The sequence below is a fragment of the Hymenobacter yonginensis genome (assembly GCF_027625995.1).
Taxonomy (GTDB): Bacteria; Bacteroidota; Bacteroidia; order Cytophagales; family Hymenobacteraceae; genus Hymenobacter; species Hymenobacter yonginensis.
This window is the reverse complement of the sequence record NZ_CP115396.1, coordinates 3,503,800-3,523,411: the sequence shown is the minus strand read 5'-3', so window position 1 is coordinate 3,523,411 and position 19,612 is coordinate 3,503,800. Positions and strand designations below refer to the sequence as shown.

At 61.2% G+C, this 19,612-nt stretch carries 14 protein-coding genes and 1 tRNA gene; 5 read left to right on the top strand and 10 right to left on the bottom strand.

Going from position 1 to position 19,612, the window contains the following annotated elements:
- The first annotated feature begins 19 nt into the window (after window positions 1-19).
- Complete coding sequence (locus O9Z63_RS15205; RefSeq protein WP_270126136.1) at window positions 20-706, top strand: DUF1345 domain-containing protein; 687 nt, start codon at window positions 20-22, stop codon at window positions 704-706.
- On the opposite strand, the gene O9Z63_RS15200 is transcribed toward O9Z63_RS15205, so the two are convergent.
- Window positions 681-1,058, bottom strand: coding sequence for an STAS domain-containing protein (locus tag O9Z63_RS15200; RefSeq protein WP_270126135.1), 378 nt, complete (start codon window positions 1,056-1,058; stop codon window positions 681-683). The genes O9Z63_RS15205 and O9Z63_RS15200 overlap by 26 nt on opposite strands.
- 406 nt (window positions 1,059-1,464) lie before the next feature.
- On the opposite strand from O9Z63_RS15200, the gene O9Z63_RS15195 reads away from it, so the two are divergent.
- A complete protein-coding gene (locus tag O9Z63_RS15195; protein WP_270126134.1) occupies window positions 1,465-2,118 on the top strand; it encodes a response regulator in 654 nt (217 codons plus the stop codon).
- Here the strand turns inward: O9Z63_RS15195 and O9Z63_RS15190 are convergent, their stop codons facing one another.
- The 3 genes from O9Z63_RS15190 to O9Z63_RS15180 form a co-directional block, all read right to left on the bottom strand.
- Window positions 2,119-2,472: a hypothetical protein gene (locus O9Z63_RS15190; protein ID WP_270126133.1), complete on the bottom strand. Its 354-nt coding sequence runs from the start codon at window positions 2,470-2,472 to the stop codon at window positions 2,119-2,121. It lies immediately after the preceding gene.
- 205 nt (window positions 2,473-2,677) lie between these two features.
- Window positions 2,678-2,749: transfer RNA gene (locus O9Z63_RS15185), tRNA-Arg, on the bottom strand.
- A 108-nt stretch (window positions 2,750-2,857) separates the two neighbouring features.
- Entirely contained in the window at window positions 2,858-4,105 is a 1,248-nt protein-coding gene (locus O9Z63_RS15180) for a Pycsar system effector family protein (protein ID WP_270126131.1), read from the bottom strand.
- 253 nt (window positions 4,106-4,358) lie between these two features.
- Here O9Z63_RS15180 and O9Z63_RS15175 point away from each other — a divergent pair, with 253 nt between their 5' ends.
- On the top strand, window positions 4,359-8,252 hold the full coding sequence (locus O9Z63_RS15175; protein WP_270126129.1) for a metallophosphoesterase: 3,894 nt from the start codon (window positions 4,359-4,361) through the stop codon (window positions 8,250-8,252).
- A gap of 139 nt (window positions 8,253-8,391) precedes the next feature.
- Window positions 8,392-9,504 carry a DUF6268 family outer membrane beta-barrel protein gene (locus tag O9Z63_RS15170; protein WP_270126128.1) on the top strand — a complete coding sequence of 371 codons (1,113 nt, stop codon included), beginning with the start codon at window positions 8,392-8,394 and terminating at the stop codon, window positions 9,502-9,504.
- A 130-nt stretch (window positions 9,505-9,634) separates the two neighbouring features.
- Here O9Z63_RS15170 and O9Z63_RS15165 read toward each other — a convergent pair whose 3' ends face one another.
- The 4 genes from O9Z63_RS15165 to O9Z63_RS15150 all read right to left on the bottom strand — a co-directional run bounded on the left by O9Z63_RS15165 (window position 9,635) and on the right by O9Z63_RS15150 (window position 13,592).
- Entirely contained in the window at window positions 9,635-10,057 is a 423-nt protein-coding gene (locus O9Z63_RS15165; protein WP_270126125.1) for a hypothetical protein, read from the bottom strand.
- Between the two features lie 121 nt (window positions 10,058-10,178).
- Window positions 10,179-10,508 (bottom strand): ASCH/PUA domain-containing protein, encoded by a 330-nt coding sequence (locus O9Z63_RS15160; RefSeq protein ID WP_270126124.1) that lies wholly within the window; start codon window positions 10,506-10,508, stop codon window positions 10,179-10,181.
- A gap of 302 nt (window positions 10,509-10,810) precedes the next feature.
- The gene (gene ppk1, locus O9Z63_RS15155) at window positions 10,811-12,931 is read right to left on the bottom strand and encodes a polyphosphate kinase 1 (protein WP_270126123.1); all 2,121 of its coding nucleotides are present in this window, start codon (window positions 12,929-12,931) and stop codon (window positions 10,811-10,813) included.
- Window positions 12,932-13,094: 163 nt separating this feature from the next.
- Window positions 13,095-13,592 carry a SixA phosphatase family protein gene (locus tag O9Z63_RS15150; protein ID WP_270126121.1) on the bottom strand — a complete coding sequence of 166 codons (498 nt, stop codon included), beginning with the start codon at window positions 13,590-13,592 and terminating at the stop codon, window positions 13,095-13,097.
- 332 nt (window positions 13,593-13,924) lie between these two features.
- On the opposite strand from O9Z63_RS15150, the gene O9Z63_RS15145 reads away from it, so the two are divergent.
- Entirely contained in the window at window positions 13,925-15,955 is a 2,031-nt protein-coding gene (locus O9Z63_RS15145) for a T9SS type A sorting domain-containing protein (RefSeq protein ID WP_270126120.1), read from the top strand.
- 144 nt (window positions 15,956-16,099) lie between these two features.
- Here the strand turns inward: O9Z63_RS15145 and O9Z63_RS15140 are convergent, their stop codons facing one another.
- Entirely contained in the window at window positions 16,100-17,818 is a 1,719-nt protein-coding gene (locus tag O9Z63_RS15140) for a GEVED domain-containing protein (protein WP_270126119.1), read from the bottom strand.
- A 333-nt stretch (window positions 17,819-18,151) separates the two neighbouring features.
- Window positions 18,152-19,420, bottom strand: a complete 1,269-nt coding sequence (locus O9Z63_RS15135) for a M43 family zinc metalloprotease (RefSeq protein WP_270126118.1) — start codon at window positions 19,418-19,420, stop codon at window positions 18,152-18,154.
- Window positions 19,421-19,612: the final 192 nt, after the last annotated feature.

Here is a 19,612-nt window from a genome sequence, read left to right as displayed (position 1 = left end):
ATTTCAATCCGTCGATGCTATGCCCTCTTCTGCTCCCCGTGTCAGTCGGCCCCTGTTTCAGCGCCTGGAGTTGCTGGCGGCCTGGAAACGTCTGTCTGTCGGGCTGTTGCCGGCCGGGCTGCTCTACGCGGGTGCCCCGGCAGCGTGGCCACCCATGATGCGCCTGTTTCTGGCCTGGGACGGGTTTGCACTCTGCACCGTGCTGCTCACTTGGGGGATTATGGTGTCGGCAGATGTGGCCCACATCCGCCGGGTGGCTACGCGCGAAGATCCGGGCCGGGTAGCTTCTTTCGGGATAGTGCTGGTGGCGTGCAGCGCCAGTCTGCTGGCCGTGGTGGGGCTGCTGGCCCCCGTGCGGCAGGGCCCGGGGCCGCTGCAGCTGGCGCAGGCCGCGGTAGGAACGGTGGGCGTGCTCACGGCCTGGCTGCTGGTGCATACGCTGTTCACGCTGCGCTACGCCCACTTGTTCTACGACAACGACGGCCGGCCGGAAGGCGGCCTGGCCTTTCCCGGCAATGGGCCGGACCCCGATTACCTGGACTTCGCCTACTTCTCGTTCGTGGTGGGTATGACGGCCCAGACCGCCGACGTGAGCATCACCGACCGCAGCATCCGGCGGTTGGCGCTGCTGCATGGTGTGCTCTCGTTCGGGCTCAACACAGCGGTGGTGGCCCTCACCATCAACGGGCTGGCCGGCGTGGTGTAGCCATCCGGGGCTGCGAGCGGCAATAGGTGGCGGCTTCGAGCAGCGTTGCCACCACCGGCGGGCGCAACGCCCACGGCAGTAGCTGCAGGGTAGCGGCGGCGGCATCTGTGAGATGGCACAATACCAGCGACAGACGCCGGCGCTGAAACCGCAGGTGATAGTCGCTGAGCAGGCCTATGGCGGCTGCCGGCATGCTGGCCAGCGCGCTGCAGTCGAGCCAGATGTTGGCTTTGCCGCTGGCGCCCGCCCGGTTCAGCGCCTGCTGCAGGGTGAGGAGGTCGTCGGCAGACGCCTGGCCACTCAGGATCAACAGGTAACTATCGGGTAGAATCTCCCGGTACACATTCATCATACCTCCAGCACGTTAGCAGGATCCGCAGTGCGCGGAACACTCGGCCCTTATGCAACTCACTTGCAACGGCCTGTAAACGGCTTCGCTCCGGTGAATTCACATAATTACACTTAATACTGTAAAAGTATAATGGATGGGGCGCTTAAAAAAGCGGTAAATACGTATTTAAATACTGCCGTCAGGTACGTGTTTATGCGTAATTGTCCGCCCAGAGGGTAGCTTCGTTCCATAAAATCCGGAAAACACTCCCCGGTGCTGCTTGGCCTGCGTAAGCAACACGGGCAAGTCCTGCTATCCGGGCTGCGTGCCATGCGTTCTGTGGATGGAATGCCGCGTGGCATGTTCCGCAGTTCAAAAGCCAGGCGTATGGCCCTGCACTGGTGCAACCACTTCTCTATCGGCTACCATGATTCGAGTTCTGCTCACTGACGACCACACCATTCTGCGCGACGGTATCAGAGCGCTGCTTACGCTGCAGCCGGATCTGGAAGTGGTAGGCGAAGCCGGCAACGGGCAGGAGCTGCTCAGCCTGCTGGAGCATACGTCGGCTGACGTGGTGCTAATGGATTGCAATATGCCCGTCATGGACGGCTTTACCACGATGGGGTACCTGCGGGAGCAGTACCCGGCTCTGCGCGTGCTGGTACTGTCCATGCTCGACCACGAAAACTACGTGCACCGGATGCTGGAAGCCGGCGCCCACGGCTACGTGCTCAAAAATGCCGACATCACCGAAATTTCCCACGGCATCCGGACCGTAGCGGCCGGCCGGCCGTTTCTGTGCACCGAGCTGGGCCTGGACATGCTCAACAAGCTTGTGCGCACCACCGTGGCGGTGTCGGAAGGCAGCCGGCTCAAAACCGGGGACCTGTCGAAGCGGGAGCTGGAGGTGCTGCATCTTATTGCGGAGGGCCTCACCAACGCCGAAATAGCCGACCAGCTCTTCACCAGCAAGCGCACCATCGAGACGCACCGACAGAACATCATCGAGAAAACTCAGACCAAGAATACCGCCGCCCTCATCAAATTTGCGGTATCCAACGGCCTGCTGGGGCAGTAGCTAGCCCGCAATTTCGCCAATCAGCACTTCGTGCGGGGCAGTGCCGGTGGCGTACTCCAGCTTCTGGCAAATATGTCCCACTGCCGACCAGAACGACTCCAGGGCCGTGGGTAGGCAGGGGTCGGTAGCGGCCGGCGCGTAGTTGAAGTACTGGTTGGGGGCAGGCTCACAGCGTGTTACCCATTGCGAGGCCTCTTTCTCCGTCACACTGTCGGGGCCTCCCCACCACAGCAGGCGGTAGCCATCGGTCTGCAGGAGCTCGTTGTGTTTAAAGAACAGCGGTATGCCATCGGACACGGCATACAGAAAAACCCGCCGGTTGGAGCCGGAGGTCGACAAAAGCAATGATTCCATTGAGCGGAACTACTAAAGGGTACTAGGCAACAGGTGTATAAGCAGGGCACTCAGAGCGGCGAACTATACGTAAATATCTTACACAATAGTTCTTATGTTGCAATCTGTTCGGAAATACCAGCAGTTTTTTTTGAAATAGTAAGGTAGCATAGGCCTATAATGCAAAAAAGTCCTTCCCGCACCAGCGTGAGGAAAGGACTTTATGTAGCCGCGGCGGGAATCGAACCCACATCTAAAGTTTAGGAAACCCTCATTCTATCCGTTGAACTACGCAGCCGTAGCGCAAAGATAGGAGGAGATAGGCTGGGTTGGATGCGTTGAGGTGCTGGCCGAAGTATCAGGCTCCGGCGCCTGGCACCTCAATGCCTCCAAAACCGGCCCGCTACTACATCTTATACAGCAGCGCAATGCCAAATGACAGGGCCGTAAGGATCAGCCCGACCATGAAGATGGTGTAGCTGATGCGCAGCAGGCGGTATTTGCGGGTCAACACGTCGCCGAGGTAGTAGATGTCGGTCACCATGTTAGTGTAAAGGGCGTCTTTCTTGCCCATCAGTTCGGTCATGCCGCTCTGGAAATCGTCGAGGCTGAGCTTGCTGAAGTTTCCGAAGAACAGCAGGTTTACGCGGCGGTTGGTGGCAATCTGCGGGCTTTTCTTCAGCCACTTGAAGCTCGTTACATCAGGCTGCGCGCACAGAATAGCCGAAACCACCGAGCCCAGCGCCGTAGCCAGCAGCAGCCCGATGGGGATGGTGAGCACCGGGTTGTTGACGATAGTAGGGCTGAGCACCCCCGACTTGGTGCCGGCCTTGGCACCCAGGTAGGTGATGATAACCGACAGCAGCACCGCGTTAAGGCTGATCATCATGTTGGCCTTTTTATCGGCCATGTCCGAGAGCTTCATGTGGTTGCTGTACATGGTCCGGAACATCGTTTCGATGCCCCGCTTGGGCTCCGCGAAGGTGCCGTTTTCCTCTTCGTCTTTCTTCTTCTTCTTTTTCTCGGTTTTCTTGAGCAGGTCGCGCTGCTCCTTCAGGTTGGCCTTGAACTGTTCGCCGTAGCGGCTCTTGGCCGCGTCGGTGTGGAACTTGGCCGAATGCAGAAAGTCCAGCTGCGACTCGGCCCACTCGGTGCTGGAGTAGGTTTTGCCTAGCGTGGTTTCCCACTCGGCCCGCAGCAGCTCGGCGTTGGCGAAAAAGTCTTCGCGGCCCATGCCACTCATGTCGGCATCCATCAGCAGCTGGTGCAGCTCGGTTTCGCCGGCTTCGTTGCGGTGGGTGGCCCGGATGAGGTCCTGCACCAGGGCAATCCGCTCGGGCGCGTACTGCTGCTGCGTGAGCCAGGCCTTGGCCAGCTCCATGCTGCGGTATTCGTGGCCGTCGTACACTTCGGTGTAGCCGGTGTCGTGAAACCAGGCGGCCAGCAGCAGGGTTTCCTGGTCGGGCGCGCTCAGGCCGCTATCTTCGCCGAGCTTACGGGCTTCCTTCACCACGGCCACCGTATGGTCCAGCGAATGGTATACCAGTTGTTTGGGCAGTTTTTCTTCGAAAAGCTGCGTGACATAGGCCTTGGCCTGTTTCAGGAGTTCTGATTTTTCAGCCTTGGCAGGCCGGAGCGTTTCCGTGGGTTCCATGGAAGAGAAAAGGGGGTGCAACAGGGACGGTTTCCGCCTCCCAACCGCCTTTCAACGCGAATCGGCCGGTGGGGTTTTTCAAAAGAGTCTCAACCGTACACCAAGAGTTTTCGTACGGCAGGCACCCGACCATTTAACTGACCAGACTGCGGCAGCCGTTTGGGTAAGTTACTCGTATTTCTGCTAACTACCAGCGGCGCGCTGCAGCTCCCGGCCGCCCTCTGCACCTGCTCTTTCTCTCTACTGGCTCTTTATGAAGCATTTTTTAATTTCCTGCGGCCTGTTGCTGGCAGCGTGCAGTGCCCCGGCCTGGGCACAGAAGCCCGTCCAGACACCGCACCCCACCCGGCCCAACTACAACCACGGCGGCGAGAAGTGGGAGGCCAGTACGCCACCCGACAGCGCCACCATCCGCTACTCCGTATTCCTGATCGGCGACGTGGGCAAGCCGATTGCGGCCGATAAAGGCGGCGAGCCGTCCTTGAACTATCTGCGCAAGCAGATCATGGCTGCCGGCCCGAAAAGCACCGCCATCTACCTCGGCGACAACATCTACGAGTACGGCATGCCTGAGGAAGGCGCCTTCGACCGCAAGGAGTCGGAGCGCCGCATCATCGACCAGCTGAACGTGCTGCGCGGCTACCAGGGCGAGAAGTACATGATTCCCGGCAACCACGACTGGAAGCAGGGCCGCGTGGGGGCCGTAGACCAGGTGAACCGCCAGCAGCGGTTTGTGGAGAACTTCATGACCAACGACTCGGCGGCGTTTTCCTACACCGGCGACTTTTTCATTCCGCGCGATGCCTGCCCGGGCCCGTTTGAGGTGCGCCTGCAGGACAACGTGGTGCTGATTGCCATCAACTCGCAGTGGTTTCTGCAGGGCGAGGGCGAGCGGCCGTACGGCTCAAATAGCGGCTGCGGCGTAGCCAACGAGACGGACTTCTTCACGCAGCTCGAAGACATCATCAACCAGAACAAGGACAAGAACATCATGGTGGTGGGCCACCACCCGATTCTGTCCGACGGCATCCACGGCGGCTTCTTCACGCTCGGCGACCACCTGTTTCCGCTGAGCATTGTGTATAAGTATGCTTTCCTGCCGCTGCCCATCATCGGCTCGGTGTATCCGTTTGCGCGCAAATACGGCGGAATCTCGCAGGACATTCCGCATCCGCTCTACCAGGCCTATAAGAAGGGGTTGGAAGACATCTTCGCCAAGCACCCCAACATCATCTACGCGGCCGGGCACGAGCACAACCTGCAGTATTTCAAGGCACCCACCTACCACCAGATTGTGAGCGGCTCGGGCTGCAAAACCCAGCACGTGCGCGCCGGCCGCGACGCCGATGCCAACTTCTCCGACAAAGAGAAAGGCTTTGCCCGCGTCAACTACTACAACGACGGCCAGGCTTGGGTGGAATTCTGGATTCCGGAAGGCACCGGCGACACCGGCCGCCTGGTGTTCCGCACGCCGCTGTACGCGCAGCCCGTGGTAGCTGAAAACGGCCCGGCCGCAACGCCAGCCGCCCCGCGCCCTGACTTCCGCGACTCCACCGTGACCATAGCCGTAAACCCGCGCTACGCCGACCGCAGCAGCTTCCATAAGTTTCTGTTTGGCGAGCATTACCGGCAGGAGTGGGCCACGCCCGTAACCTTCCCAGTGCTGGACCTCGCTACCGAGAAAGGTGGCCTGACGCCCTACAAAATTGGGGGTGGCAAGCAAACGGCCTCGCTGAAAGTACGCAACGAGGAAGGCCGCCTGTTCACAATCCGCAGCCTCAACAAAGACCCCTCGGCGGTGCTGCCCGAAGCCCTGCGCTCCGGCGCTGCCGCCGACATTCTGCAGGACCAGATTTCGGCCCAGCACCCGTTCTCGTCGCTGCCAGTGCCACCGCTGGCGACGGCAGCCGGCATTCTGCACACCAACCCCGAGCTGCGCTTTATTCCGCAAGACCCGCTGCTGGGCCAGTACCTGGAGCAGTTTGCCAACAAGCCCGGCGCCATTGAAGAAGACGCCAACGAAAACCAGGACAACGTAGCCTCGCTCGGCAACGCCAAAAACCTGGTAGGCACCGACAAGGTGTTTGAGCGCATCACCGACGACAACGACAACCGCGTCAACGAAAAAGCCTTTGCCCGCTCGCGCCTCTTCGATATGTGGATCGGCGACTGGGACCGGCACGAAGACCAGTGGCGCTGGGCCGAGAAAAAGGACAAGGACGGCGACCGGAAATTCACGGCCGTGCCCGAAGACCGGGACGTGGCCTTCTTCAAAGGCGACGGTTTGTTCCCGTACCTGGCCTCGCGCAAGTGGGCCATCCGCAACTTCCAGAACTTCGGCAAAGACTACGCCGACTGGAAGGGCCTCAACCTGACTGCCCTCAGCAACGACCGGGTGTACCTGGCGTCCGTGAGCCGCGAGCAGTGGGTGAAGGAAGCCGAGGAGATGAAGGCGGCCCTCACCGACGAGGTGATTGAGAAGGCCTTCCGGGAGCGGTGGCCCAAGCAGATCTACGACCTGCACGGCCCCGAAATCATTGCCAAGCTAAAAAACCGCCGCGACCTGCTGCCCGAAGTGGCCGCCGACTACTACACCATGCTGAATAAGGTGGCTGAAGTGAAAGGCTCCAAAAAGCGGGAGAAGTTTGTGGTGGAGCGTCTCCAGGACGACAAAACCCGCGTGACGGTGCAGAAAATCAACAAGGAAGGCGAGCTGACCAAGGTGTTGTTCGACCGCACCTTCGAGAACAGCGTGACCAAGGAGCTGCGCCTCTATGGCTTCGAGGGCGAGGATATCTACGACGTGAAGGGCGACGTGAAGAGCGGCCCGCGCCTGCGCATCATTGCTGGCACCGACAAAGACTCCATCACGGACCGCTCGAACGTGGCCGGCTTCCGCCACTACACCCACGTCTACGATGCCGATACTGGCAACGTGATAACGCCCGGCCGCGACACGCGCCTGCGCACCGAGCCCGGCATCGACGTGAGCCGCTACGACGTGCACAACCGCTCCAACCGCAAAGACTACACCCTGAACTACTTTGGCCCGACGCTGTATTTCGGCTACAACGTCGACGACCGGCTGTTTCTGGGCGGCGGGGCTGTGTACCGCACCTACGGCTTCCGCAAAGAGCCTTACTCCACCGAGCAGAGCCTGGCGGCCAACTATTCTCCGTCGCAGCAGGCTTACAACGTGCGCTACCTGGGCCACTTCGTGGACGTGATTGGCAAGTACGACCTGCGCGTGAATGCCCAGCTTTACGGCCCGCAGCTGCTGTATAACTACTTCGGCGAAGGCAACGACTCGCGCAACATTCTGGACAAGGACGATGGGCGGGTTCGCAACCGCGACATCAACGAAACGTACCGGGTGCGCTTCTCGCGCCTCTACGTAAGCCCCGTGCTGGAGCGCGACGTGTTCAGCTTCCTGAAGCTTGGCTTTGGCCCGCAGTACGACCAGTTCCGGGTGAGCCGCCTGCCCATCGGCAGCGAAATTGCCCGCGGCCTCGACGACAACAACAACGGCGTGTCGGGTGCCGGCCTCGGTATCCGTAGCTCCGACTTCCAGATGAACCGCTACCTCGGCGGCCGCGCCTACCTGAATATTGATGCGGCTTCGTCGCCGAAAAACCCCCGTATCGGGCTGCGCTGGTACAACGCCATCGAGTACAACTACCAGCTCAACGCCGAGAAACTCAAGTATGGCCGCGCCAGCTCGGAGTTCCGCTTCTACCTGTCGCCGAACTTTCCGTTTCAGCTGACCTGGGCCGGCCGCATCGGCGGCACCCGCAACTTCGGCGACTACCGCTTCTACCAGGCCAATACGCTGGGCGGCACCACCAACCTGCGCGGCTACCGCCGCACCCGCTACGCCGGCCGCAGCTCCGTATTCGCCAACGCCGAGGTGCGTGTGCAGCTCTTCGAGTTCAATGCCTACCTGGTGCCTGGCAAGTTCGGTATCCTGGGCCTGACTGATGCTGCCCGCGTGTATTCCGACTACGACGTGAAAACCGGCGTGAAAGCCTTCCACACGGCTGTGGGTGGTGGTGTTTGGGTGGATGTGCTCAAGCAGGCCGTCATCAACGCCACCTACTCCGTAGGGGAAGAAAACCTGGTATTCGTCGGCTTCGACTTCCTGTTCTAAGCGGTGTCGCTCAGCGGTACGCGGAGCTAAGGCAACCGTATCACTGAGCGACACCCCCAGGCAATGAGGCAGAGGCTTCGTGCTACGCTGTTCGTTGCCGTCCTACCCCCTTCACCACCCCACGTAACTATTCGCTTTCATGCTTTTGTCTTCTATCCGCCGTACGCTGCCGCTGCTGGCACTGCTGGGGGGCATCCCGGCACTGGCCCAGCAAACGCCGCCTGTGTCGCCCACGCCGGTATTTCCGCGCCCGGCCGCTACGCCCGGCGACACTACGGCCTCCGGCGCCATCGACCGGCAGGAGTTTGCCACGCCGTCGGTGGTGGGCATGGGCCCCAGCAAGGGCCTGATTTTCCACTATGAGCGGATGCCCACCTTTGGCGTCACGTCCAATGCGCAGGTGGTAGGCCTGAGCGACTTCTCGGCTGATGCCAAGAAGAACGCCCGGCTGGTGATTAAGGGCTATATCCCGATGCTCAACCACCCCCACCTCAAGCTGATTATGGGCGTGAACTACGAGCGGGAAGAGTTCCAGTTCCGGAGCACGCCTACCCGCTACGAGCTCTACGACAACATCGAAAACAAGGCCCTCAAGACCCTGGGCGCCCAGCTGGCCGTCATCCGGCCCGTAAACGAGGTGAACTGGTACATCTTCCGGGTGAAGGGTGAGCTTAGCGGCGACTACACCTCGTCGGCGCTAAGCGTGAGCGACTACCTGCGCGTGTCGTCGGAGTTTCTGTATGGCTGGAAGCGCAGCCCCAACTTTTCGTGGGGCGTGGGTTTGCAGCTGGGCTACACCTTCGGGCGCCAGAGCATCTACCCGGCCGTGCTCTACAACCGCACGTTTAACAGCCGCTGGGGCGTGGAGGCCCTGTTCCCGGCCCGCATCACGGCCCGCTACAACGCCTCGCCCAAGTCGCTGTTCTTTGCCGGCTATACCGTCGATGGCTTCAACTACATCGTGAAGCTGAACAACCCGCTGGTGCGCCAGAACCAGTCCGACAAGCAGCCGCTGCGCACGCTGGAGCTGCGCGAAACCGAAGTGAAGTTCCGGGGCCGCTGGGAGCGGGAAATCTACGACTTCCTCTGGTTCGGGGCCGAAGCCGGCTACCGCTACAACTACGCCTTCGACGCCTTCGACCGTACCAACGCCGACCGCGAGAAAATCATCGACAGCAAGTTTGCCGGGGCCCCTTACGCCTCGCTGGAGCTGTTTATTGTGCCGCCGCGCAAGTTCCTGAAGAAGCAGTAAGCGCCGGGCGCCACTACCTCCAAACAACCGGGCCGCCGTTGGCCACCATTGCTTCTTCAGGAAGCGCTGGTGGCCAACGGCGGCCCGGTTGTTTGAGGAGGGCGGAAACGGTTGGCGGAAGCCAGCGGCTTCAGGCCAGCGTGTCGGCCAGCAGCCAGCGTACGGCTTCGCCTTCGTCATAGAACAGATCCAGCGCGTGCGACTGGCCCTCGGCGGCGGCCCGCTCCAGATTGAGCGCGGCGGCGGAATCGGCCCGGAGCTGCTCTGCCCGAAGCGGCGAAATCAGGTAGGCCAGCCGCAGCGTGGCCGGGGCCATGCGGGCTTTGAGGTCGGGCAGCCACACTTGGCTGAACCACTGCGTGGCGGCAGCGTTGGGCGTGTCGCGGCGCCGGATGTCGAGGAGCAGGCGGCGGGTGCCGTGTGCCACCAGCTCCTGCTGCACGGCGCCATATTCCTGCTGCAGCTGCCCCAGCTCCGACTCGCCCAGCCAACGGGCCGTGAGCATGCCCAGGTCGGGGCGGTAGTGTAGCTGGAGGTTGGCGGAGAAAGTCATAGGCCCCCTATACGACAGTTGGTTAGTCGGGTTACTGCCTGCAACGCAGGGGACTAGGGGAGACAAAAAAACGCCTCCTACCGGCTGGCAGAAGGCGCAGGAACACAAGAATCAGTGGCCGCTACCAGAGGCGGGTGTCGCTGACGCCGGCCGGCAGGGGCGGGTGCTCGGCCAAGCCCAGCACACACCAGCCGTTTTCGAGGCCGAACGCGCCGCCCTGCATCAGATAGCTGATCCAGCGCTCGGTACTTCGGCCGCTGTACTGTTCGCTCTCGGGCTCATACTCGCGCAGCAGCACCGCATCGCCGATCTGGTAGTCCCGGTCGTTGAAGCGCACGTCGAAGGCTTTGCGGCCATCGAGTACGGCCGCAAAGCAGGCGGGCCATACTTTCAACTCGTGGTAAGTAGGGGTGAGGACGGCGCTCGTGGGGGAGGTAGTGGAATATAGCATGGTGTGGAAGTGAAAAATGTGGAACGGAAACCCGCCTGCCACGCCCCTGATGGGCTGACCGGCAGGGTCTTTTACCTGATGCGGGCGGCATTGGTTGTTGCCGCCCGCACAGCAAAGGTACTGTTCCTGTGTTACTTCCGTGTGAAGAGCCGGTTTGCCGGGCGTTACGATGGAACACCAGAACGTCATGCAGAGCGGAGCGAAGCATCTCGCTAGTGTAGTGATTTTACCACACTGGCGAGATGCTTCGCTCCGCTCTGCATGACGTTCTGGGTGTGACGCTCTAGGCTGTCACACGCCTGCTACGCGGTTTTGCGGCGGCGGCTGTTCTTCTTCAGCCAGGCGTAGGTATCGAACTGGGCGCGCACGGCGGTAGCGTTGGCGGCCACCTCGGTGGTGGGGCCTACAAAGTTGTTCTGCCAGTCGCGGGACTTCACGCTGTCCTGGCGCTGCAGATCCAGGATGTGGCGTACCTCCGCCCGCAGGTCGGCCTGCAGAATGGGGAAGGCCACTTCCACGCGGCGGTCGAGGTTGCGGGCCATCCAGTCGGAGGAAGCCACGTACAGCTTCTCGTCGCCGCCGTTGCCGAACACGTAGAGGCGGGCGTGCTCGAGGTAGCGGTCCACGATGCCGCGCTGGGTGATGTTTTCGCTCTGGCCCGCCCGGCCCGGAACCAAGCACGAGATACCCCGGATCAGCAGCTCCACCCGCACACCGGCCGCGCTGGCTTCGTAGAGCTTCAGGATCATGCGCTCGTCCTGCAGGGCGTTCAGCTTCAGAATGATGTAGGCGTCCTCGCCCTTGCGGGCCCGCGCTATTTCGGCATCGATGAGGGCGTTGAGCTTCTCGCGTAGCTCGAAAGGCGCTACCAGCAGGTGCTCGAACTGCCCGGTTTTGTCGAGGCGGTCATTGAAGTAGCGGAACACCTCGCCCACCTCGCTGGTCAGGCGCGGGTCGGCGGTGAACAGGCCGTGGTCGGCGTAGATGTTGCTGGTTACCTCGTTGAAATTGCCGGTGCTCAGGTAGGCGTAGAGGCGGTTCTGGCCTTCCTCGGCGCGCGTGATGAGCAGCAGCTTACTGTGCACTTTCAGGTCGGGGATGCCATAGATGACGTTGGCGCCGGCCTTCTGCAGCTTTTCCGCCCAGTACATGTTGCTTTCCTCGTCGAAGCGGGCTTTCAGTTCCACTACCACCGTCACCTGCTTGCCGTTTTTCACGGCTTTCAGCAGGGCCTTGGCCACCTCGCTCTTGCTGGACACGCGGTAGAGCGTGATGCTGATGCCGCTGACCTGCGGATCCTGGGCGGCCTCGGTAATCAGGCGCGTCACGTAGTCGAACGACTGGTAGGGCAGGTTGAGCAGATGGTCGCGCTGGGCAATGGCGGGCAGCATCTTGCCGGTACGCGGCAGCGTGGGGTGCGGCAGCGGCGGGTGCGGCTCGTACACGAGGTGCGAGAGGCCCAGGTCGGGGAAGCCGAAGAAGTCGCGGAAGTTGTGGTATCGGCTGCCTTCCACCAGCTCGTCTTTGCCGATGCCGGTTTTCTGCATCATGGCCTTCAGCACGGCTTTGGGCATGGCCGGGTCGTAGAGCAGGCGGGCGGGGTAGCCGGTTTCGCGCTTCTGCAGGCTGCTCTTGATCTTGAGCATCAGGTTGCCTGACACCTCTTCCTGAATGTCGAGCTCCGCGTCGCGGGAGAGTTTCACGGCGTGCACCTGCACCTTCCCGAACTTGGGGAACAGCGTATGCGCGCAGCACCGAATCACGTCGTCGAGGAACATCACGTACCGCTCGTCGCCGATGGCGGGCAGCTGTACGAAGCGGCCGCCGTGGCGCTTGGTGGGCAGCTCCATCACCATCACCCGCTCGTCTTCGGTGTGCTTTTTCTTTTTGCCGCTAGCCTCGGGCTCCGTGAGGTGGAAGGTGAGGTACACGGTCTGGTCTTTCAGGAACAGGTGGTGCAGGTTCTCGTCCAGAATCACGGGCGAAAGCAAGTCCTGCACGTTCTGCTCGAAATACTGCTGCACCCACTGTTGCTGCTCCTCGCTCAGATCATGCTCCGACACCAGGTGAATGTGCTGCTCGCGCAGAGCGGGCAGCAGGCTGTTGCGGAAGGTTTCGCCGAACTCCTGCTGCTGGCGGCCCACCTCTTCGAGCAGGTCTTTGAGCTGCCCGGCCGGGTCTTCGCCCAGCTTGGCGCGAGTTTTTTTCTTGAGCTTCACCAGGCGCCGCAGCGTGGCCACCCGCACCTTGAAATACTCGTCGAGGTTGGAGCTGAAAATGGCCATGAACTTGAGGCGCTCCAGCAGGGGCACCTGCGGGTTCTGGGCTTCCTGCAGCACGCGGCGGTTGAAAGCCAGCCAGCTCAGCTCCCGGTTCAGCAGTTCAGGTTTCGCCGTTGCCGGCTTCTTTTCGGTCTTTTCCATGAGGAGGAGGGGGGAAGGTCAAGTAAGAGCGTCATGCAGAGCATTCTGCGCATCAAGCAGAGCCGAAGCATCTCGCCTGCTGACGTTGGGTTAGCAGGGAAACATCAGCACGCGAGATGCTTCGGCTCCGCCTCTGCATGACGACCTTGCATCAATTTTTAATTCAATTCGAATCCCGCGGGCAGTCGAAGAAATAGAACTCGGCATTCTGGGTGTCGGCCTCGGCCCAGCGCTCCACCTGAAAGTGCAGGCACACAATGGCGGCCGTGGGCATCTCCTCACTCAGCGGGCTGGGTGAAAGCAGGTTGGCCAGCTCCGTAATGCCGGGGTTGTGGCCCACCAGCAGCACGCTTTGCGCTTCGTCCGGCGACTCGCGCACCACCCGCAGCAGCGTCATCGGGTCGGCGTGGTAGATGTCGGGCCGCACCACAATTTTGTCGTGCTGATACTCGAGCTCCTTGGCTACCAGCGCAGCCGTAGTGAGGGAGCGTACGGCCGTGGAAGCCAGCAGCAGATCCAGCTTGATGTTGCGCTCGGCCAGGGCCTGCCCCATGCGCGGGGCGTCGGTGCGGCCCCGCTCGTTGAGGGGGCGCTGCTCGTCGGAAAGGTCGTCGAAGCTCCAGCTGGATTTAGCGTGGCGCATCAGGTACAAGATTTTCATAAGCCAGCAGTTAGCAGAAAGCACGCCTCTTACCCTGGGTGTCAGCAAAAGGTTGTGCGCAGGATGCCGCAAGATACCGGGTCTACGCTTGATTGAACGCTAATCGGCAGTGTTTCAACTGGAAAATGGTCAGCCTTATGGAAATGCCGCTGCTTGTGCGGCTTGGACCGGCTATGTTTGTAAGGTGAATCGTTCTGAGACAAAATTTCTCGGCTCGGGATTTACATTAGCTTTTTTTCTCACGCTTTTTTCTCGAAGGTCTTATGCGTGTACGTTTTACAAATAGTTGCCGCCGGGCAGTAGCCCTGGCAGTAGCAGTAACGGGAGTGCTGTTGGCACACGCCGAGGGCTCTAAAAATCTGACACCCGGCACTGGCACGCGTGGCATGGCCACCGGCACCAACAACTACATCGGCTATCTGCAGCATAACGACGGAGCCGTCAACGCGGCCAACTCCAACTCCCGGTACTTCCTGAAGGAAAACTCGCCAGAAAATCAGCGTCTCTATATCCGGGTGAAAGCCGGCGAAACGCTGTACTACGGCGTGCGGCGTGTGCGTACGAATGAGGCTACCGGCGGCAACGTGGGCCGGCTACGCCTGCAGCTCAAGTACGCGTCCATTACCAACCCGCAGGTGGTGGTGAATACCAACTTCCTGGAGCCCATCAGCCCGGCCCCGACCGCGCAGGAACAGCCTAACCTAGCCGCTGGGCCTGGCGTGATTGCCACGCCCGAACAGGCTGCCGCCGGCCCCAACTACACGGGCGGCCCTACCACTGGCTACAATCCGCTCAGCTACACCAATACCACCGGCGCCGACCAGGATTTCTGGGTGGAGTTTATGGAAGTAACGGCCACCGGGGCTGTAGCAACCACGCAAAACAAGGCCTGGTACGACCTCTGGGATTTCACCGTGCGCGATGCCACCGGTGAAAAGTCCGGCCGCCTGTACTCGCAGCATTGGTCGTTTACGGCCGCTGCCGGTCCCAATGCCCTGTCGTCGTCGTTTGCGCTGTATCCGCTGATTCCTAACCCGAATTTCGCCGACAGCTACTTTGTGAAGCGCGTAAGCTACGCCGGTATTCAGCCCTTTGGCGTGATTCTGGTGGCCAACAGCGCCGGCACCACGGCTCCCGGCAACTTCAAGGACAAGCGCAAAAGCCAGACCACCAATCTGGGCTACGCCGAATACAAGCTATTCGTCAACGACCCCGACCCGGCCATCTACCTCACCAGCCCCCGGCCCACCAATCCTACCGTCACGACTGCCTGCTCGGGCGGCGTCACCACCTTCACGCTCACCGTCGATCAGGCGGGCTTTGGGGTAGTGTTTATTGATGGGGATGCCGACGGGCAGTACGACCGGACCAAAGACCGGGTGCTGGAGAAGCCCACCGTGATTGGCAACAACACATTCACTTGGGATGGCAAAACCGACAGCGGCGTAGCTATGAGCCAGACCACGCTGAGCGTGACGTTCTCTAGCGGGGTCGGGCCCGTCAACTTCCCCATCTGGGACTGCGAGCAGGCGCCCACCACCGGCATTTCGGTGCAGGACGTGCGCCCCGGCACGCAGGGAGCCGCCGACTTCATCTTCTGGAACGACTCGCTACTCTTGCCGGGCTTTTCTACCCCGCTGATCAATCCTATCGGTAGCAATACCCCCGCCACCAGCCACCGCTGGTTTTCAAATGCTGGTGATGGAAAGCTGGTCAACTCGTACGCAGTGGGGTTGCTGGCGCGTGGTAATGCTGTGCAGATCAACTACAATCCGGCTACGGCCTGCGCGTCTACGCCCACGGTGGTGCTTACGCCGCTGCCCGTGGAACTGGTGCGCTTTGTGGCGGTACGCCAAGCTGGCCAGGTTCGCCTGAACTGGGAAACTGCCTCAGAAAAGAGCAGCGCTTACTTCGATATCCAGCGTAGCGCCGATGGCCGTGTCTTCGAAAACCTGGGGCGCGTGGCCGCGGCCGGCACCACCAGTCAGCGCCGCAGCTACAGCTTCCTCGATACGGAGCCACTGGCCGCTACCACCTACTACCGTTTGCACCAGATTGATACGGATGGCCAAGGCAGCTACAGTCCCGTGGAGGTGGTGACCGGTGCCAAGGCAGGTAGCCTGACGCTATACCCCAATCCGGCCGGCCCGCGCCTGACGTTGTTGCTGCCCGCAGCCGCCAGCGGCCCGCTCACCTTGCGCGTGCTCGATGCCACAGGCCGGGTGGTGTACCAGGAACAACGCTCCCTGGAAACCTCCACCGCTCGCTTCCACCTCGACACCACTCCGCTGCCGGCGGGCAACTGGTACCTGCTCCAGGTGCAGACTGCCACCTCCGTCCTGACGCAGCGCTTCCAGAAGTAGCACCCGGCAACCTGCCAACAAAAAACGGCCGCTCCTGCAGGAGCGGCCGTTTTTTGTTGGCAGGTATTGGTTTTCAGTTGCTGGTTGTCAGTTGTCAGGCAATCCACAAGAATTACTGATAACTGACAACCAGCAACTCAAGTGTTACTCTTTCACGAAGCGCTGGTGCGACACCTGCTGGCCATCGGTGATGGTGACCATGTACACGCCTTTGCTCAGGCCCGATACGTCGAGCTGGCCTTCGGGGCTGTAGGTGGCCTGGCGCTGCTCGGCGCCGCGTACGTCGTATACTTTCACGCTTACGGCGCTCAAGTCACGGTCGGCGGGCAGGGCAATGTTGAGCACGCTGGTAGCGGGGTTCGGGTACACGCTGTAGTCGGTGGAAGCCAGGCGGGCCGAGGTGCGGGCCGTGCCGCCCGAGATGGTGACGGTGTAGTCTTCGGTTTCGCCGTAGCTGTAGCTGTTGCAGCTGGTGGTAGCTGAGGCGTCGCTCATCACCACACGCATGCGGGTGCTGCCGGACTTAGCGGTGGTAGGCACCGTGAAGGTGCTGGTGCGTGTGGCAGTCGAAGAGCTACCGGCCGCATTCACCACCAGCTCGCCAGCGTCGGTGAACAGGCCGTTCTGGTTGTAGTCGATGTACACCTTGAAGTACTCGGTGTAGGCCGTGCCCGCGAAGCCGGCACTGTAGCTGATGGTCTGGGCAGAGCCGGCGGCCAGGGTGGTGCTCAAGGCGGTGCCGTTGTAGTAGCCGGCGTCAGCGCCCGAGGTGCGGGCAATGGTGCCCAGCTTCACGTAGTCGATGAACTCATACGCCACGCTGGTGCCCTTGCTGGCGCAGTACGTAACGGTGGTGGGAGGAGGCGTGGTGCCGCCGCCGCCGCTGGGAGCCGTGCCGCCCAGCGAGGTGAGCAGCGAAGCCCGGCTGCCGCCGCTGCCGAACAGGGCGTTCATGCGGGTGCTCTGGCCGGTGGAGAACATATACATGCAGGCGTCGTCGGTGTAGTCCATGTAGTTCATGAACATGTCGCCGTTGGTGGTATTGCCGCAGGTGCGGCGCGGAAACACCGGGCAGCCGGAGTTGTCGGCCTGCTGGGTGGGCGTGTCGCTCACCAAGTCACTGCCGCAGTTGGCGTCACCCCAAATGTGGCGCAGGTTCAGATAGTGGCCTACTTCGTGCGTGGCCGTGCGGCCCAGGTTGAACGGGGCCGACAGGTAGCCGGTGCGGCCAAAGTAGTTCGGGCCGATAACCACGCCGTCGGTGCTGGCCGCGCCGCCCGGGAACTGCGCGTAGCCCAGAATGCCGCCGCCGATGTTGCATACCCAGATGTTCATGTACTGGCTGGCCGGCCAGGCGTTGAGGCCGCCGGTGGCGGTGCTCTTCATGGCATCGGCGGTGCCCCAGGTGGTTTTCGTGCTCGATTTACGCTCGATGCCGGTGGTGGCGTTGCCGTTGGGGTCGCGCTTGGCCAGCACAAACTGCAGGCCGGCGTCGGCGGCGAGGCCGGCAAAGGCGGCTGGCGTCTTGCTCACGTCGGAGTTAAGCTTGCGGAAGTCTTCGTTCAGCACCGCAATCTGCGAGGCAATCTGCGCGTCGGAGATGTTCTCGTTGGCGTTGCTGTAAATCACGTGTACTACCACCGGAATGGTACCGAGCAGGGCCGTGCCCCGCTGCGCTACCGGGTTGGCCTCCAGCTGGCGCGTTACGTTTTCAATGTTCTGCATGCGCTGGGCCATGCCGGGGTCGGAGGCCATCTGGCGCTCCAGCACCTCCATGGAGGCGCACTGGCGCTGTGCTACTGCTTCGGTGCTGAGGCTCAGCCCCAGGGCAGCCAGCAGGACTGCGTAAAGGTTTTTTTTCATCAGAAAATGAGTTTGGTTGTGGAAAAGGGAACGGTTCGGCTAACTTATTGAAAATATGTCAAAATATTAAGCGTTTCATCTTCCGTATTTCAAATAATCCCCGAAAATGCCCTTGCAGTGCTACTCTGGCTAAGAGAAATACTGAAGCGGCAAAGCCGAACAAGCGTTTGTTTTTGCATTATGAGTATGTGACAGCTGCAGAGGCCGGTGGGTGGGCCGGAAAAAGGAAAAGCCCGCCATAAGGCGGGCTTTTCGGGCTGGTGAGCAAATGGAAATCGGAAGGGCTATGCTGCCGGGGCGCTGCAACACCTGGCGGAAGCAGCGCTAATTACGCTATTCTTTCTCGAAACGCTGGCGAATCGTCTGGGTGCCGTCGGTCAGAACGGCCTGGTAGAGGCCCTGGGGCAGGCCGGCCACGCCAATGTGTCCTTGGTTGTCGTAGCTTGCCTGCTTCATTTCGTAGCCGCGCAGGTCGAATACTTTCACGCTCCAGTTGCCAAACTGCTCAGCCGGCACCGACACGTTCAGCGTCTGTGCCACCGGGTTCGGGAACAGGCGCACCTTGCTCTGGGCTTCGGCCGTAGCAGCCGACTGGCGCAGGGCCGTACCGCCCAACGACGTAACCAGCGAGGCGCGGGCACCGCCTGCCGCGAACAGGGCGTTCATGCGGGTGCTCTGGCCGGTAGAGAACATGTACATGCAGGCGTCGTCGGTGTAGTCCATGTAGTTCATGCTCATGTCGCCTTGGTTGGAGCACGACACCTTGGGGTAGCTGGGGCAGCCGTAGTTGGCTGCCTGCTGGGTGGGCGTGTCGCTCACCAGGTCGTTGCCGCAGCTGGCATCACCCCAGATGTGGCGCAGGTTCAGCCAGTGGCCTACTTCGTGCGTGGCCGTGCGGCCTTTGTCGTAAGGGCGCGAGGTGCCGCCGGGCAGCGACGAATACAGAATCACGACGCCGTCGGTGCTGGCTGCGCCGCCCGGGAACTGGGCGTAGCCGAGTAGGCCCTGGCCTAGGTTGCACACCCACAGGTTGAGGTAGGAGCTGGCCGGCCAGGCATTGTCGCCGCCACGCTTGGCGTTCTTCACGGCATCGTTGCTGCTGAAGGAAGTGGTTTTGGTGAGCTTGCGGATGATGCCGGTGGTGGCGTTGCCGTTGGGGTCGCGCTTGGCCAGCACAAACTGAATGTTGGTGTTAGCCGCCAGGCCGGCGAAGGCTGCCGGCACCAGGCTGGCATCGGCATTCATCTTGGCGAAGTCCTTATTCAGTACGTCAATCTGAGCCTGAATCTGCGTGGCAGACACGTTTTCAGCCGCCGTCTTGTACACCACGTGCACCACTACCGGAATGCTAACTACGCCCGCCGTGGCGCGGCTGAACACCGGCGACACCTCAAAGGCCCGGGTTTGGGCTTCTACGTTGGCCATGCGCTGGGCCAGGCTGGGGTCGGCCTGCATCTGGGCTGCCAGCACCTCCATGGCAGCGCAGGAGCGGCCGGGCAGCGCCGGAGACAATTCAGCATTGCCCAGGCGGAGTTCCTGCCCGAAAGCGGCGGTAGTCAGACCTAAGAAGGCAAGTGCGAGTGAGTAGATGTTTTTCTTCATTTCTCTGGTTTGATTGGTTGTGGGAGCGGCAATGGAAGTAATTTATTGAAAAATATTCAATAAAAAGTATGATAATTTGTGATGATGGAAAAACGGATGCCCGGTAAACCAGTGCCGGGCGGGCCAGTCCTGCTTCACCAGTCGGCACAAAAAAAGCCCTGGCCAGAGGGCCAGGGCTAAGCATGCGGCGTA